Source organism: Cupriavidus sp. 10L45, from assembly GCF_056395225.1.
Genome location: NZ_JBFTJC010000018.1, coordinates 67,256 through 83,729 on the forward strand (window position 1 = coordinate 67,256; position 16,474 = coordinate 83,729).

The 16,474-nt window shown below is 67.0% G+C and carries 13 protein-coding genes and 1 pseudogene; 12 read left to right on the forward strand and 2 right to left on the reverse strand.

Features of this window, described 5'->3' with window-relative positions; translation table 11 throughout:
* Positions 1-69: 69 nt before the first annotated feature.
* Both oxlT and AC1DFU_RS25985 read left to right on the forward strand, forming a co-directional pair.
* The gene (gene oxlT, locus AC1DFU_RS25980; protein WP_441593598.1) at positions 70-1,365 is read left to right on the forward strand and encodes an oxalate/formate MFS antiporter; all 1,296 of its coding nucleotides are present in this window, start codon (positions 70-72) and stop codon (positions 1,363-1,365) included.
* Between the two features lie 129 nt (positions 1,366-1,494).
* Positions 1,495-1,980 carry a disulfide bond formation protein B gene (locus AC1DFU_RS25985; RefSeq protein WP_092289341.1) on the forward strand — a complete coding sequence of 162 codons (486 nt, stop codon included), beginning with the start codon at positions 1,495-1,497 and terminating at the stop codon, positions 1,978-1,980.
* Between the two features lie 511 nt (positions 1,981-2,491).
* Here the strand turns inward: AC1DFU_RS25985 and AC1DFU_RS25990 are convergent.
* Entirely contained in the window at positions 2,492-2,851 is a 360-nt protein-coding gene (locus AC1DFU_RS25990; protein WP_441593599.1) for a Rap1a/Tai family immunity protein, read from the reverse strand.
* 151 nt (positions 2,852-3,002) lie between these two features.
* Positions 3,003-4,937 carry an ATP-binding cassette domain-containing protein gene (locus tag AC1DFU_RS25995; protein WP_092289339.1) on the reverse strand — a complete coding sequence of 645 codons (1,935 nt, stop codon included), beginning with the start codon at positions 4,935-4,937 and terminating at the stop codon, positions 3,003-3,005.
* Between the two features lie 279 nt (positions 4,938-5,216).
* Between AC1DFU_RS25995 and AC1DFU_RS26000 the strand changes: the two genes are divergently transcribed.
* The 10 genes and pseudogenes from AC1DFU_RS26000 to AC1DFU_RS26045 form a co-directional block, all read left to right on the forward strand.
* Positions 5,217-6,131, forward strand: coding sequence for a MurR/RpiR family transcriptional regulator (locus AC1DFU_RS26000; RefSeq protein ID WP_441593600.1), 915 nt, complete (start codon positions 5,217-5,219; stop codon positions 6,129-6,131).
* Positions 6,132-6,139: 8 nt separating this feature from the next.
* A complete protein-coding gene (locus AC1DFU_RS26005) occupies positions 6,140-7,114 on the forward strand; it encodes an isoaspartyl peptidase/L-asparaginase family protein (RefSeq protein WP_092289336.1) in 975 nt (324 codons plus the stop codon).
* An 89-nt stretch (positions 7,115-7,203) separates the two neighbouring features.
* Complete coding sequence (locus AC1DFU_RS26010; RefSeq protein ID WP_441593601.1) at positions 7,204-9,096, forward strand: dipeptide ABC transporter ATP-binding protein; 1,893 nt, start codon at positions 7,204-7,206, stop codon at positions 9,094-9,096.
* 66 nt (positions 9,097-9,162) lie between these two features.
* Positions 9,163-10,719 carry a glutathione ABC transporter substrate-binding protein GsiB gene (gsiB, locus tag AC1DFU_RS26015; protein ID WP_092289332.1) on the forward strand — a complete coding sequence of 519 codons (1,557 nt, stop codon included), beginning with the start codon at positions 9,163-9,165 and terminating at the stop codon, positions 10,717-10,719.
* Between the two features lie 193 nt (positions 10,720-10,912).
* Positions 10,913-11,833: a glutathione ABC transporter permease GsiC gene (gene gsiC, locus AC1DFU_RS26020; protein ID WP_092289330.1), complete on the forward strand. Its 921-nt coding sequence runs from the start codon at positions 10,913-10,915 to the stop codon at positions 11,831-11,833.
* A gap of 9 nt (positions 11,834-11,842) precedes the next feature.
* The gene (gsiD, locus tag AC1DFU_RS26025) at positions 11,843-12,748 is read left to right on the forward strand and encodes a glutathione ABC transporter permease GsiD (RefSeq protein ID WP_092289329.1); all 906 of its coding nucleotides are present in this window, start codon (positions 11,843-11,845) and stop codon (positions 12,746-12,748) included.
* A 7-nt stretch (positions 12,749-12,755) separates the two neighbouring features.
* Positions 12,756-13,784, forward strand: coding sequence for a DmpA family aminopeptidase (locus AC1DFU_RS26030; protein ID WP_092289327.1), 1,029 nt, complete (start codon positions 12,756-12,758; stop codon positions 13,782-13,784).
* A gap of 1 nt (position 13,785) precedes the next feature.
* Positions 13,786-14,613 carry a M55 family metallopeptidase gene (locus AC1DFU_RS26035; protein WP_441593602.1) on the forward strand — a complete coding sequence of 276 codons (828 nt, stop codon included), beginning with the start codon at positions 13,786-13,788 and terminating at the stop codon, positions 14,611-14,613.
* Positions 14,614-14,683: 70 nt separating this feature from the next.
* Positions 14,684-15,430, forward strand: coding sequence for a hypothetical protein (locus AC1DFU_RS26040; protein ID WP_092289323.1), 747 nt, complete (start codon positions 14,684-14,686; stop codon positions 15,428-15,430).
* Positions 15,431-15,643: 213 nt separating this feature from the next.
* Positions 15,644-16,474, forward strand: a pseudogene (locus AC1DFU_RS26045) (hemagglutinin); the annotation flags it as partial.

Consider the following 16,474-nt stretch of genomic DNA (forward strand, 5'->3'; position numbering starts at 1 on the left):
GCGAGCCCGCCATGACGAATGCGTGGCCGCGTGTCTTCCTCGAAGTTCCTGTCTCAAGGAGTGGTGCAAATGCGTACCGTTGCTGATAACGCGGCCCTCGGCGTGCCGCAGGCCATGCCGCTGGCGCGCACGCGCTGGCTGCAACTGTTGCTGGGTCTCGTCTGCATGATGGCGATTTCCAGTCCGCAGTATGTCTGGACCCTGTTTACCAAGCCGCTGGCGGCCAAGCTGGGGGTGCCGCTCTCGGAGTTGCAGGTCACCTTCTCGCTGCTGATCGTGCTGCAGACGTTCTTTTCGCCGTTCCAGGGCGCGCTGATCGAGCGCTTCGGGCCACGCCGGCTGATCGCGGCCGGCACGGTGATGGCCGGGCTGTCGTGGGTGCTGGCCGCCTCGGCCCAGAGCGTGGGCATGCTGTACCTGACCTATGGCGTGGTCGGCGGCCTGGGCACGGGCATCGTCTATATCGGCGTGGTGGGGCAGATGGTGCGCTGGTTCCCGGACCGGCGCGGGTTTGCCGTCGGCATGGTCGCGGCCGGCTACGGCATGGGCGCCATCGTCACCACCTTCCCGATTGCTTCGGCCCTGGCCGGCAAGGGGCTGGAGACCACGCTGTGGCAGTTCGGCCTGATTTTCGCGGTGATCGGCTTCCTGGCTTCGCAGGGGCTGCGCGCCCCGGCGCCGGGCGAGCGGCTGCCGGTGCGCGCGTCGTACACGCCGTCCAACGTGGTGGACGTGCCGACCCGTCAGATGCTCAAGATGCCGCTGTTCTGGCTGCTGTTCCTGATGATGACGATGATGTCCACGTCAGGGCTGATGGTCACCTCGCAGATGGCCGCCTTCGCCAAGGACTTCGGGGTGTCCAACGCGGTGGTCTTCGGCATGGCCGCGCTACCGCTGGCGCTGACCATCGACCGGCTCACCAACGGGCTGACGCGACCGATGTTCGGCTGGATTTCCGACCGCTGGGGTCGTGAAAATACGATGTGCTTCGCCTTCGCGCTGGAGGCCGTGGCGATGACGCTGTGGCTGCTCACGCGCGAGAACGCGGTGCTGTTCGTGCTGCTCTCGGGCGTGGTGTTCCTGGGCTGGGGCGAGATCTTCTCGCTGTTCCCGTCCACGCTGACCGATACCTTCGGCACCAAATTCGCCACCACCAACTACGGCTGGCTCTATATCTCGCAGGGGATCGGCTCGATTTTCGGCGGCCCGCTGGCGGCGCTGATGCATGAGCGCATGGGGAGCTGGATGCCGGTGTTCGGCGTGGCCATCACGCTGGACATCGTCACGGCGGCGCTGGCCATCGCGGTGCTCAAGCCGTGGCGCCGGCGCTATCTGGCGGGCACTTCGGCAGCCGCGGCAGCCTGACCGCGGGCGCTGCGTCAATCCGCCGCGGCGGACTGACAGCGCAATGGCGGGATATCAAGGGGCCGCTGGCAACGGCGGACGGAAAATGGGTAATAATTCGGCTCGACGCCTCTTCCGTCCCGGACCCCCATGCAAGCCAATTCCCGTGCCTACTTCCTGCTGATCGCCGTGCTCTCGTTCGCGATGCTCGGCGCCGCGCTCTACTTCCAGTTCGTGGAGGGCTACCAGCCGTGTCCGCTCTGCATCATGCAGCGCTTCGCCTTCGTCGGCATCGGCCTGTTCTCCCTGCTGGCCGCGCTGGCGCAGAACACGCGCACGCTGTGGCAGGGGCTGGGCATGCTGTCGGGCGTGGCCGGGATCGCGGTGGCGGGGTATCACGTCTCCCTGCTGCTGAACCCGAAGTCCTCGTGCGGCATCGATCCGCTGGAAAACTGGGTCAACGCACTGCCCACCGCGCGCCTGCTGCCCCAGGTGTTCTTCTCGGACGGCCTGTGCACCGCGCCGCTGCCGCCCCTGTTCGGCATCTCGATCCCGGCATGGTCACTGATCTGGCTGGTGATTCTGACGGTGACGCTGGCGGTGGGGCTGATCCGGCGGGAGAAGAATTACCGGTGAGATTGGGGAAGGGCTGGCGGGTGCCAGCCCGTTGCCATTGCTGAGAAGGTTACGGCAGAGGCCAGAACCATATTGTTGATGCATTCCAGAAACAACCCGATCCGCATATCTGTGGTGCGCTGACCACGAGGTCGATATGCCCACCCCGGTCGTTCATATAGCCCGGAATACTCCAAAACGCGATAATCCCGCGCCGGCTTCCTATAGATTGGACCGCGTCAGCGCGGGCAAATTTCTCTGGGGAGCCGAGGTACCCGGGCTCCGCTAGCATTTTCGCGAGTGGCTTGCCCGGGTTCGATGAGTTTCCCTTTGTATTTGCCTTTTTTGATGGCAAATCTGCCTCGAAGGGAAACGCCACACCTGATGAGCGCCAGACTCACTCTGACGGCACAAGTATTTACATACTCGGGCTTTGAAATCAGATCTTCCCAGCCGAGCTCAGAGTAGAGCGCGTGCCTTGGAACCGTCTCTGCGCTTGGATAGTGACTCTTCAAAATCGAGAACAAAGGTCTCATCTTGCGTTCCTCGTTGGAGGGCAAGGGAACTTCTTCTTAAGCGCGCTGACAACGAGAGGCGCGGCGTTCGTTCTCCGATTTTCGGGGCGCAGACCCCGGAGCTGTTCAAGAACATCCGAGTCGATTTCAATGGTCTTGACCCTGGTGGTGTCGCACCAGTCTTTGCCGACCGAAGCGTCCGCCACGCCGGCAAGGTAGCCTGAGAGAAACTCATTATTGCGCTCTGTCCAGGGCGCGGCTGCACTCTTGTTAAAGCGCTCTACCAGCTCTTCGCCGGTCATGCGCGGGACTGGGCCCGCCGCCAGACATGCGCTGGCAGAAAAGGACAGGCCTACGATCAAAGCAATTGTTCGCATGATTCTCCTTCCATCAGTGCTCGCTCCCGAAGTGGGATCGAGCAGCCGCCGCCCAAATCGATGAGAAGCGGAGGAGGAAGCGTGTGGCAATTGGCGATGAGCGCGGCTGACGCCGGTCAAACGGCACTTCGATTCGCCAATTTCCGAGTCGTCACGCGATCTGTTCGATCTGTTCCTGCAGTTCCAGCCAGCGCTCCTCCAGCTGTTCCAGTTCGCTGGTGACTTCGCCCTGGCGCTTCAGCATTTCCATCAGCCTGGCCTTGTTGGTTTCGGCGTAGCTGGTCTCGTCGGCCATGAAGGCGTCGATGGCGGTCTTGTCGGTGTGGAGCGCGGCCATGCGCTTTTCGACTTTTTCGAGTTCCTTGGTCAGCGGCTTGCGCAGGACGGAGAGACGCTGGCGCTCGTCGGCGTCGGCGCGGCGCTGGTCCTTGCGGTTGACGTTGGCGCCGGCGTCCGCCGCGGCTTCGGAGGCGTGCGCGGCCGTGGCGGCGTTGCGCTTGGCGGCGGCTTGCTGGAGCAGCCAGTCACGGTAGTCGTCCAGGTCGCCATCGAATGGACGGATGGTGCCGTCCGCCACCAGCATGAACTGGTCCGAGGTGGCGCGCAGCAGGTGCCGGTCGTGGGAGACCAGGATCAGGGTGCCTTCGAACTGGGCCAGCGCCATGGTCAGGGCCTCGCGGGTGTCGAGGTCCAGGTGGTTGGTCGGCTCGTCCAGCAGCAGGAAGTTGGGCTTCTGCCAGACGATCAGCGACAGCGCCAGCCGGGCCTTTTCGCCACCCGAGAACGGTTCGATCGGCGCGGTCGCCATGTCGCCCCGGAAGTTGAAGCTGCCCAGGAAGTCGCGCAGCTCCTGCTCGCGCACGTCCGGCGCCAGCCGCGCCAGATGCTGGAGCGGGGAATCGTGGTCGCGCAGGGTTTCGAGCTGATGCTGGGCGAAATAGCCGATCACCAGCCCCTTGCCCAGCCGCAGCGTGCCGTTCATCGGCGCCTGCGTGCCGGCCAGCGTCTTGACCAGCGTGGACTTGCCTTGACCGTTGGCGCCAAGCAGGCCGATGCGCTGGCCGTTCTGGATCGACATCGCCAGGTTGTGCAGGATGGTCACGGGCGGCTCGGCCTCGGCGTACCCGCAATCCACCCCCTCGAGCACCATCATCGGGTTCGGCGCCGAATCGGGCTCGCGGAACTCGAAGGCAAAGCCGGCCGCCACGTGCACCGGCGCCAGCCGCTCCATCTTCTCGAGCGCCTTGACGCGGCTCTGCGCCTGGCGCGCTTTGGTCGCCTTAGCCTTGAAGCGGTTGATGAACGATTCCAGATGCGCGATTTCTTTCTGCTGGCGCGCGTAGGCTGACGACTGCAGCGCCATCTGCTGGAGCCGCAGGGTCTCGAACTGGGTGTAATTGCCGCCATAACGGCGCAACTGCTGGTTCTCGATATGGACCGTGACGTTGCAGATCGCGTCGAGGAACTCGCGATCGTGGGAAATCATCACCAGCGTGCCCGGGTAGCGCGCCAGCCAGTCTTCCAGCCAGACGATGGCGTCCAGATCCAGGTGGTTGGTCGGTTCGTCGAGCAGCAGCAGGTCGGACGGGCACATCAGCGCCTGGGCCAGGTTCAGGCGCATGCGCCAGCCGCCCGAGAACGACGCCACGGGCTGCGTCACCTGCGGCAACGTGAAGCCCAGGCCCAGCAGCAGCGCTTCGGCGCGGGCCGGCGCGGTGTAGCCGTCGGCATCGGCGAAGGCGGCGTGGGCCTCGCCCTCGGCGCTGCCGTCGCCGCTGGCCTGGGCGGCGGCGATGCGCGCTTCGATCTCGCGCAGCCGGGTGTCGCCATCGATCACATAGTCCACCGCGGAGCGGTCAACCGCCGGGGTTTCCTGCGCCACGTGCGCGATACGCCACTGCGCGGGCACGAAGACATCGCCGCCATCCGGGTGCAGCTCGCCCCGCAGCATGCCGAACAGCGTGGACTTGCCGCTGCCGTTGGCGCCGACAAGGCCGACGCGCTCGGCTGGGTTGAGCGTCACGCTGGTGTGGTCGAACAGCACCTTGGTGCCGCGCTGGAGGACTAGCTGGTCGATTCGGATCACGAGGACTGGGAGATAAGGCGAAGAACACGCCAGGAGGCGGGCAGGCCGGCATTGTAGCGCGCCCGGTGGCCGGTCTTGCGGGCGCCAGCCGGCCCCGGGCCCCATGTCCGCATCCATGTATTCAGGGATTTCCCCTAATTCGTCACTTCCAGGTTCTCCTGGTACGGGGTTTGCGTGTAAATTTATTTACATAGACCGCCGCACCGGGAAAGTGCCTTTTCATCAAAGGACTTTCCGGGATGGTGCGCGCGGCGCCCTGAACCGGTTCTTTCCCCAGACATGCCCGAAGGCCAGTCGATTTCCGAACGCATCGCCCGCAGCCTGCCCACGCTGACGCCCGCGCACCAGCGCATGGCGCAGTACGTGCTGGACAACCTGTTCCGCGCGGCGACCATGCGCATCGACGAATTCGCGACGGCCGTGGATGTGTCCGTGGCCACGGCCAACCGCTTTGCCCGGGCGCTCGGCTTCGAAGGCTATCCGCAGTTCCGCGCCGAACTCGTGCGCGGCTTCGAGGCCACGCTGGCCCCGGTGGAGCGCCTGCGCGACGAACTGGCCCGCCCGACGACGGTGGCCGAGGTCTTCGCCGCCGCGCTGGACGACGGCGCGCGCAACCTCGAAGCCACGCGCCGCGCGCTCGATGCCGAGGCCTGCGAGCGGGCCGTCGATGCCATCCTCGCCGCCGAGCGCGTCTATGTGATGGGCTTCGGGGCGAGCGGCTTCCTGGCCGGCCTGCTCCAGCACGGGCTGGAGATGCACTGCCGCATGGTGACGTCGGTGTCGACGGTGGGCGGCGCGTCGCACGCGGCGCGGCAACTGTTCAAGCTCCAGCCGCAAGACCTGGTCATCGCCATCGCCTTTCCCCGATATGTGACGGACAGCATGGTGCTGGCCAAGCGCGTGAAGGCCCATCGCGGCAGGCTGCTGGCGCTGACGGATGGCCCGACCTCGCCGCTGGCACCGCTGGCCGATATCGCGCTGTATGCCAACGCCGGCAATCGTCTTTCCGCGAATTCCGATGCCACGGTGCTCGCGCTGATCGAAGCGCTGTGCGGTGCCGTGGCCTATCGCTCGGCGCGCTCCGTCAAGGCGGCGGCCGAGATGACCGAATTCCTGCTCCCCTGGCTCTACGACGCACCCGGTGCGGGCCAGCGCGAGCGGGGCACCTCGAAATCTTCCGAATCTACTGAGTGAAAGCTGTCATGACCCAGGCTGTCATTGCCATCCACGGCGGCGCCGGCACGATTACCCGTGCCGCCATGGATGCCAACCGTGAACGCGAATACATCGCTGCGCTGGAGCAGGTGCTGCTGGCCGGCCAACGCGTGCTGGCCGAGGGCGGCAGCGCGCTCGACGCCGTGACCGAAGCGGTGCGCCTGCTTGAGGACTGCCCGCTGTTCAACGCCGGCAAGGGCGCCGTGCTGACCCACGCCGGGACGTTCGAGCTGGACGCCGCCGTGATGGACGGCGCCACGCGCAACGCTGGCGCCGTGGCCTGCGTGACGCGCGTGCGCAACCCGGTGCTGGCCGCGCGGGCCGTGCTGGAGCACAGCGAGCACGTGCTGTTCGCCGCCGACGGCGCCGAGGCGTTTGCCGAGGCGCAGGGGCTCGAACTCGTCTCCCCCGACTATTACTTCACGCAGGCCCGCCACGACCAGTGGCAGCGCGCGCAGGCGAGCACCGGCATGGCCTTGCTCGACCACGACGCGGCGGCGCTGGCAGCGAAGGCGGCGCAAGCTGGCACCGATCCGATCGATCCGGACAAGAAGTTCGGCACGGTGGGCGCGGTGGCTTGCGACGCCCAGGGCAACCTGGCTGCCGCCACCTCTACCGGCGGCGTGACCAACAAGCAGGTGGGCCGCGTGGGCGATACGCCCGTGTTCGGCGCCGGCTGCTATGCCGATGACGTGGCGGCCGTGTCCGCCACCGGCACCGGCGAGATGTTCATCCGCACCGTGGCCGCGCACGATGTGTCCGCGCAGATGCGCTACGCCGGGCTGTCGCTGGAAGAATCGGCGCGCCGCGTGGTGATGGAGAAGCTGGTCGCCATTCAGGGCCGGGGCGGCCTGATTGCCGTGGATCGGCAGGGCAACGTCACGCTGCCGTTCAACACCGAGGGCATGTACCGCGGCGTGGCGCGCGTGGGCGAGCCTGTCAGCGTGCTGATCTACGGTTGATCGTCGTCAGCCCGCAGCCCCGCAAATTCGAAGTCTTTCGTAGCAAATCGCAGTAGAACGCAGCAATCGCAGCACATCGGACAAGTCGCATGGCCAACACCTCTACGCATCGAAACCTCGTACTTCCCCCTGAACGCGTCGTCGCGGTGGACAACCTGTCCGTCCGCTTCGCCACCTCGGAGCGGACCGTCGAGGCCGTGCGCAACCTCTCTTTCCACGTCGATCGCGGCGAGACGCTGGCCGTGGTGGGCGAGTCCGGCTCGGGCAAGTCGGTCACGTCGCTGGCGCTGATGCGGCTGGTGGAGCATGGCGGCGGCAAGATCGCCAACGGCAGCATGCTGCTGCGCCGGCGCGGCGGCGAGGTGCTGGACCTGGCTCGCGCGCCCGATGCCGCCCTGCGTTCCGTGCGCGGCTCGGACGTGGCGATGATCTTCCAGGAGCCGATGACCTCGCTGAACCCGGTGTTTCCGGTGGGCGAGCAGATCGCCGAATCGATCCGGCTGCATCAGGGCAAGAACAAGGCCGCCGCGCGCGCCGAGGCGCTGCGCATGCTCGAACTCGTACGCATCCCTGAGGCGCGCCGCGTGCTGGACCGCTTCCCGCACCAGCTTTCCGGCGGCATGCGCCAGCGCGTGATGATCGCCATGGCGCTGTCGTGCAAGCCGGCGCTGCTGATTGCCGATGAGCCGACCACGGCGCTGGACGTGACCATCCAGGCCGAAATCCTGCAGCTGATCCGCAACCTCCAGGCCGAGATGGACATGGGCGTGGTCTTCATCACCCATGACATGGGCGTGGTGGCCGAGGTGGCCGACCGCGTGCTGGTGATGTATCGGGGCGAGAAGGTCGAGGAAGGCACCTCCGACGAGGTCTTCCACGCGCCGGCCCACCCGTACACGCGCGCGCTGCTCTCCGCCGTGCCGAAGCTCGGGGCGATGTCCGGCAAGGATCTGCCGGCCAAGTTCCCGCTGGTGCAGGTGAACGACGTGGCCGCGCCCGAGGCCGAGGTGCCGCAGGACACCGTCCACGCCGGCGCCGAGCCGATCCTGCGCGTGCGTGATCTGGTCACCCGCTTCGACGTCCCGGGCGGCCTGTTCGGCCGGGTCACGCGCCGCGTGCATGCGGTGGAGCAGGTCAGCTTCGACCTGTACCCGGGCGAGACGCTGGCGCTGGTGGGCGAATCGGGCTGCGGCAAGTCCACCACGGGCCGCTCGCTGCTGCGTCTGGTGGATGCCCAGAGCGGCACGATCGAGTTCGCCGGCCAGAACATCAGCCAGATGCAGGGCCCGGCGCTGCAGGCGCTGCGCCGCAATATCCAGTTCATCTTCCAGGACCCGTTCGCCTCGCTCGATCCGCGCGTGCCGGTGGGTTACTCGATCATGGAGCCGCTGCTGGTGCACAAGGTGGCCAGCGGCCGCGAAGCCGAAGCCCGCGTGGCGTGGCTGCTCGAAAAGGTGGGCCTGACGCCCGCCCACGCCTCGCGCTATCCGCACGAGTTCTCGGGCGGCCAACGCCAGCGCATCTGTATTGCACGGGCGCTGGCGCTGAACCCCAAGGTGGTGGTGGCCGACGAATCGGTGTCCGCCCTCGATGTGTCGATTCAGGCACAAATCGTGAACCTGATGCTCGACCTCCAGCGCGAGCTTGGCGTCGCCTTCCTGTTCATCTCCCACGATATGGCCGTGGTGGAGCGCGTGAGCCATCGCGTGGCCGTGATGTATCTGGGCCAGATCGTCGAGATCGGCCCGCGCCGCGCGATTTTCGAGAATCCGCAGCACCCGTATACGAAGAAGCTGATGTCGGCGGTGCCGATTGCCGATCCGGCGCGCCGCCATGTGAAGCGCGAGCCGCTTTCTGATGAAATCCCCAGCCCGATCCGTGCAGTGGGCGACGAGCCGGTGGTGCAGCCACTGGTGGCGGTGGCCGGCAGCGGCGCGCACGGGCACTTCGTGGCCCGGCACCCGGTTGGCGGCGCGTATTGAGCCTTTATCAAGTCTTGAGTCTAGTCATCACGCAGTACTGATTTTTTCCAACAGGAGAAGAGAAATATGTCTACCCGTATGGTTTCGCCGCGCCTGATCGCCGGCGCCGTGGCGATGAGCGCGATTGGCATGCTGGGCGCCAGCCCGGCGTTCGCGGCCAAGGACGCCGTGATGGCCGTGTACTCGACGTTCACCACGCTCGATCCGTACGATGCCAACGACACGCTGTCGCAGGCAGCCGTGAAGTCGTTCTACCAGGGCCTGTTCGGCTTCGACAAGGACCTGAAGCTGGTCAACGTGCTGGCTGACAGCTACGACGTGACCAAGGACGGCCTGGTCTACACGATCAAGCTCAAGAAGGGCATCAAGTTCCACGACGGCACCACCTTCGACGCCACCGCCGTCAAGGCCAACCTGGACCGCGTGACCGATCCGGCCAACAAGCTCAAGCGCTACACGCTGTTCAACCGCGTGGCCAAGACCGAGGTGGTGGACCCGGCCACGGTCAAGATCACGCTGAAGGAGCAGTTCTCGCCGTTCATCAACGTGCTGGCCCACCCGTCGGCCGTGATGATCAGCCCGACCGCGCTGAAGAAGTACGGCAAGGAAATCGCCTTCCACCCGGTGGGCACCGGTCCGTTCGAGTTCGTCGAATGGAAGCAGACCGACTACCTGAAGGGCAAGAAGTTTGCCGGCTACTGGAAGACGGGCTACCCGAAGATCGACACCATCACCTGGAAGCCGGTGGTGGACAACAACACCCGCTCGGCCGTGATGCAGACGGGCGAGGCGGACTTCGCGTTCAGCATTCCGTTCGAGCAGGCCGCCGTGCTGAAGGCCAGCCCGAAGGTGGACCTGATCGACGGTCCGTCGATCATCCAGCGCTATGTGTCGTTCAACACCCAGGTCAAGCCGTTCAATGACCCGAAGGTGCGCCAGGCCATCAACTACGCCATCAACAAGGAAGCGCTGGCCAAGGTGGCCTTCGCCGGCTACGCCGTGCCGGCCCAGGGCGTGGTGCCGCCGGGCGTGGACTTCGCCGAGAAGCTGGGCCCGTGGCCGTATGACCCGGCCAAGGCGCGCGAGCTGCTGAAGGAAGCCGGCTACCCGAACGGCTTCGAGACCACGCTGTGGTCGGCCTACAACCACACCACGGCGCAGAAGGTGATCCAGTTCGTGCAGCAGCAGCTGCAACAGGTGGGCATCAAGGCGCAGGTGCAGGCCCTGGAAGCCGGCCAGCGCGTGGAGCGCGTGGAGTCGGTGCAGAAGCCTGAGGACGCCGGCGTGCGCCTGTACTACGTGGGCTGGTCGTCGTCGACGGGCGAGTCGGACTGGGCGCTGCGCCCGCTGCTGGCCTCGGAATCGATGCCGCCGAAGCTGCTGAACACGGCGTACTACAAGAACGACCAGGTCGATGCGGACATCGCCGGCGCGCTGCGCACGACGGACCGCGCCGAGAAGGCCAGGCTGTACAAGGACGCCCAGGAACGGATCTGGAAGGATGCCCCGTGGGCGTTCCTGATCACGGAGAAGGTGCTGTTCGCGCGTTCCAAGCGCCTGAGCGGCGCCTACGTGATGCCTGACGGCTCGTTCAACTTCGACGAGATCGACATCAAGCAGTAAGCGTTTTGCGCCCCTCTCCCGCTTGCGGGGGAGGGGCGCAAATATAAAGACGGCGCCACCAAGCGCCGCCGAAGTGGTAGCTGTAGTCGCGGTAAGTCGTCCTTACAGTCGTACGCAGTAAGCCGTGTTGGCCGCCCGCCCGAGATGCGGGGGCATGGGCGGGTGGCCCGCGGTCTCAATTCCTGGTAGCCAGATGCTGAATTACTTCCTCAAACGATTCCTGGGCGTGATCCCGACACTGCTGCTCGTGGCAGTGCTGGTGTTCCTGTTCGTCCACATGCTGCCCGGTGACCCGGCGCGGCTGGCCGCCGGCCCTGAAGCCGACATGGCCACCGTCGAACTGGTGCGCAAGGACCTGGGACTGGATCGCCCGATGCCCGAGCAGTTCGTGCGCTTCTTCACCAACGCGCTGCAGGGGGAATTCGGCACCTCGCTGCGCACCAAGCGCCCGGTCTCCGAGGAGATTGGCGAGCGCTTCCTGCCCACGCTGTACCTGACGCTCTCGTCGATGGTCTGGGCAGTCATCTTCGGCATGGCCATCGGCATTGGCTCGGCGGTGTGGCGCAACAAATGGCCGGACCGGCTCGGCATGACGCTGGCGGTGTCGGGCATCTCGTTCCCGGCCTTCGCGCTCGGCATGCTGCTGATGGAGGTCTTCTCGGTGCAACTGGGCTGGCTGCCGTCGATTGGCGCCGATAGCTGGAAGCACTACATCCTGCCCTCGCTGACGCTGGGCGCCGCCGTGGCCGCCGTGATGGCGCGCTTCACGCGGGCCTCGTTCATCGAGGTGCTGCAGGAAGATTTCGTGCGTACCGCCCGGGCCAAGGGCGTGCGCGAGACCGTGGTGGTCATCAAGCACACGCTGCGCAACGCGATGATCCCGGTCGTGACGATGATGGGCCTGCAGTTCGGCTTCCTGCTGGGCGGCTCCATCCTGGTCGAGAAGGTGTTCAACTGGCCCGGCCTGGGCCGCCTGCTGGTGGACGCCGTGGAAATGCGCGACTACCCGGTCATCCAGGCCGAGGTGCTGCTGTTCTCGCTCGAATTCATCCTGATCAACCTGGTGGTGGACATGCTCTACACCGTGATCAATCCCACCATCCGCTACAAGTAAGAGGCCGGCATGACTGAGCTTTCCACGCCCGCCGCGGCAGCATCCCCCAGTACCGCCCCGGAGGCCGTCCGCACGCCCTGGACCGAGTTCTGGCGCAAGTTCCGCAAGCAGCACCTGGCCCTGGTGGCCGGCGCCTTCGTGCTGATGCTGGTGGTGATTGCGGTGTTGGCGCCGTACATCGTCCCCTACGACCCCGAGAACTTCTTCGACTACGACGCGCTGAACGCCGGGCCGTCCGCCGCCCACTGGATGGGGGTGGACTCGCTCGGCCGCGACATCTTCAGCCGCATCCTGGCCGGCACGCGTATCTCGCTGGCGGCCGGCTTCTTCTCGGTCATCATCGGCGCCATCATCGGCACCGTGCTGGGCCTGATGGCGGGCTACTACGAGGGCTGGTGGGACCGCATCGTGACGCGCCTGTCGGACGTGCTGTTCGCGTTCCCGGGCATCCTGCTTGCGATCGGCATCGTGGCCATCCTCGGCAATGGCATGACCAACGTGATCTTCGCCGTGGCCGTGTTCAGCGTGCCGGCGTTCGCGCGGCTGGTGCGCGGCAACACGCTGATGCTCAAGGGGCTGACCTATGTGGAGGCGGCCAGGAGTATCGGGGCGTCCGACTGGACCATCCTGATGCGGCACATCCTGCCGGGTACGGTGTCGTCCATCGTGGTGTATTTCTCGATGCGGATCGGCACGTCGATTATCACGGCCGCCGGGCTGTCGTTCCTGGGCCTCGGCGCCCAGCCGCCCACCCCGGAATGGGGCGCGATGCTCAACGAGGCGCGCGCCGACATGGTCACCGCGCCGCACGTGGCCATCTTCCCGAGCCTGGCCATCTTCCTGACCGTGCTGGCGTTCAACCTGCTCGGCGACGGGCTGCGCGACGCCCTCGATCCGAAGATCGACCGCCGGTGATGCCCGCATGACCGCCAACGCGCCCCCCGTGGTCGGCAACCTGCCGGCCGGCTCCCGCAACGCGATCACCGATGTGCCGGGCGTGAGCGTCGGCCATCGCACGCTGGCGGACGGCGCCTGCCAGACCGGCGTGACCGTGATCCGCCCGCACGCCGGCAACGTCTACACCCACAAGGTGCCGGCGGCGGCCGTGGTGCTCAATGGCTTCGGCAAGAGCATCGGGCTGGTGCAGGTGGAGGAACTGGGCGTGCTGGAGACGCCCATCGCGCTGACCAACACGTTCAGCGTGGGGACCGTGGCGCAGGCGCAGATCCGCGCGGCGATTGCGGAGAACCCCGAGATCGGGCGCGGCTGGCCCACGGTCAATCCGCTGGTTTTCGAATGCAATGACGGCTACCTGAACGATATCCAGGCGATGGCGGTGCAGGAAGCCGACTACGCCGGGGCGCTGGCGACTGCCGGGGCCGAGGTGGCGCAGGGCGCCGTAGGCGCCGGGCGTGGGATGTCGTCGTTCGGGGTGAAGGGTGGCATCGGCACGGCGTCACGTCTGGCGGGTGGGTATACCGTCGGCGCGATGGTGCTGTCGAACTTCGGCACGGCCGAGTCGCTGATCTATGCGGGCCAGGCCGTGGGTTCCAGGCTGGCCGAGCGTCTGGCTGCCAAGACCGAGACGGAGAAGGGCTCGATCATCATGGTCGTGGCCACCGATGCGCCGCTCGACGCCCGGCAGCTTCGGCGCCTGGCGCTGCGCGCCGGCACCGGCCTCGCGCGTACCGGGTCGGTCTTCGGCCATGGCTCCGGCGACATCGCGCTGGCCTTTTCCACGGCCTACACCGTGCCCCATCTGGCCGATGTGCCGATGCCTGCCGTGCCGATGGTCCACGAATCGCGGCTCGACCCGCTGTTCCGGGCCGCCGCCGACAGCGTGGAGCAGGCCATCGTCCACGCCCTCTGGCATGCCGAGCCAGTGACCGGCCGCGACGGCCACCACCGCGCGGCGCTGCGCGAGCTGCTGCCGGATCTCTCCGAGACCTGATATGAAGATTCTGATTTCCGCCGATATCGAAGGCGTGGCGGGCGTATTCCACACCGAGCAGACGCGCGCTGGCAACGGCGAGTACGAGCGCGCCCGCGCCTGGATGACGGCCGAGGCGAACGCGGCGGTGCAGGGCGCCTTCGCGGGCGGCGCCACCGAGGTGCTGGTCAACGACTCGCACGGCGGCTTCCGCAACCTGCTGCCGGAACAGATCGACCCGCGTGCGCAACTGGTGCTCGGCAAGCCGCGCTACCTGAGCATGATGGCCGGCGTGGAGCACGACTGCGACGGCGTGTTCATGATCGGCTATCACAGCCGCGCACAGGGCCGGGGCGTGCTGGCGCACACCATCAACAGCAGCGCCTTCGCACGGGTCTGGTTCAACGGGCTGGAGCTGGGCGAGGCGGGCATCTATGCCGCACTGGCCGGCGAGTTCGACGTGCCCGTGCTGCTGGCCAGCGGCGACGACGTGTTCATCGCCGAAACCCAGCCGCTGATGCCCTGGGTGCGCTACGTGCAGACCAAGACGGCCGGCGGGCAGGGCAGCGGCACCACGCTGTCACCGGCGACTGCGCGCGATGCCATCGCCCACGCGGCGGAGGCCGTGACGCGCAATGCCATCGCCCATCCCGAGGCCCGCTGCCTGGAACTGGCCGGCCCGGTCAACTGCCGGCTGCAAACCATGTCCTCCGCCTACGCCGACCTGTTCTGCCAGTGGCCGACCTTCGAGCGCGTGGACGGCGTGACGCTGGCCTTTACGGCGCCCACCGTGCAGGCCGCCGTGCGCATGCTGAACTGTTGCTCGGCCATGGCCTTCATGCTGAAGTAACGATAAATGGTGGCGGCGGGGCGCGCGGTGCGACAATAGCGCCCGTTCCCCGGATTTACCCCTCGTCACCATGAAGCAGGCCCCGCCCGGCGGCTGGATACCCGTTCGCAAGGATTTCGTCGATCCCGCCAACACCCGCTGCCACGCGCGCGGCGCCAAGGGCGGCCGCCACCACGGCTTTCCCGAGGGCCACGCCTATATCCTGCGCGGGCCGGATGGCCACGAATACCCCTTCGGCGCCGACTGTGCCCGCGCCGCGCTGCCCGAGCCGGCCTGGCTTGAACAGGTGCCCGACTACACCGAGCGCGACGCCGTGCCGCGCCTCCCCGATTTCACCGACATCCCGCCCCCGCGCCGCAGCCGCAAGGCCACCGCCGCCGAGCAGGAACTCGCCCGCCGCAACGCCGCCACGCGCTACGTGGTGCTACGCATGGAGAAGGTGGCCGCCGTGCCGCGCGTACAGCCCACGGTGCGCTTCCCGGCGCTGGAAGACCTCTACCAGCAGATCGCCCAGGGCGGGGCGCTCTCCAACGCGCAAGTGACGCGCGTGCTGGCCATCGAACGCAGCGCCGCCACGCCAGCCAAGCTCCGCATGCTGAACCTGCTCGACGTCTACACGGCCCACGTGAAGCTGGAACGCCTGATCGCCGCCTCGAACAACCTCGACAACATCCGCTTCCTGCGCAGCCTCCACGACTGGCTGGCGCGCCACCTCGTGCTATCCACGGCGCAGCTGGACGCGGCAGGGGTCGTTATGCATCCCCATGCGTTCCGGTCGGCCTGGCCGAGTGGGGGTGGGGAGGGGGAGTTGTTCTAGGGGGGCAGGCGCGGCTCTGCAAATCCCACAACCACGGCGCGTTGATCAGCGGCGGCCGCAACGTCAGCGTGCAAGCCACCGGCGGCGGCCGGGCGGCCATCGGCGCCGACTCAAGTCATTTCACTCGGCCCGCCGCCGGTGCCGGCCGGCTCGCTGCCGCCTGCGACGCCGACACCGGACCCGACCGAACCGTGGCAATTCACCCCAGTCATCGTGGCGACGCCTGCCGCGCCCACGGCGGGTGGGCCGGCCACCGTTGACTGGCACTTCAACGCCAAGCCGGACGGCACGCCGCTGACAGCGCCGACGAACACCGGCGGCCGTGCCCAATACGTCAACCCGAACCCGGCGACGGGCGTGCTGGCCGGCGTGACGCCGGATAGCCTGCTGGGCCAGTTGCCGCCGGAACTGCGGCCGGGCAACGTCACGTTCTACTACGACCCGTACACCGAATCGCAGAAGTTGAATCAGGCCGCGTTGCAGCAGACCGGGCAGGACAGCTTCGTCAGCGGGCTGGCATGGGACAGCCAGAACAATCTCTCGGTCGATGACCAGGAGAAGCTGGCGCTGTACAAGAACGCGGCGGACTACGCCAAAGAGCACAGCATAGCGCTGGGCACGGCGCTGACCGACGAACAGATGCACGCGCTGGACAAGCCGATGCTCTGGTACGTGGAGCAGGCCGTCCCGGACCCGCGCTGCACGGTGGCCAGCACGGCCTGCGGCAGCGTGAACGCGCTGGTGCCGCAGGTCTACCTGCCGGACGGCTACGTCCAGGCGCTGGCGACGCCCAACGGCGGCACGATCAGCGGGCAGAACGTCAGCCTGGACATCGACGGGCAACTGCGCAACAGCGGTCAGATCACGGCCGGTGACTTGTTGCAGGTGAAGGCGAGCAGCCTGGACCTGAGCCCGAACGTGGTGGACATCGGCACGAATGCGTACAAGGCGCAGGGCGGCTGGAATGTGGTGACGGGCACGGTGGTGCAGCCGGGCGGGTTCCTGTCGGCGATGCGCATGGACATCGACGCCGGCACGATCCAC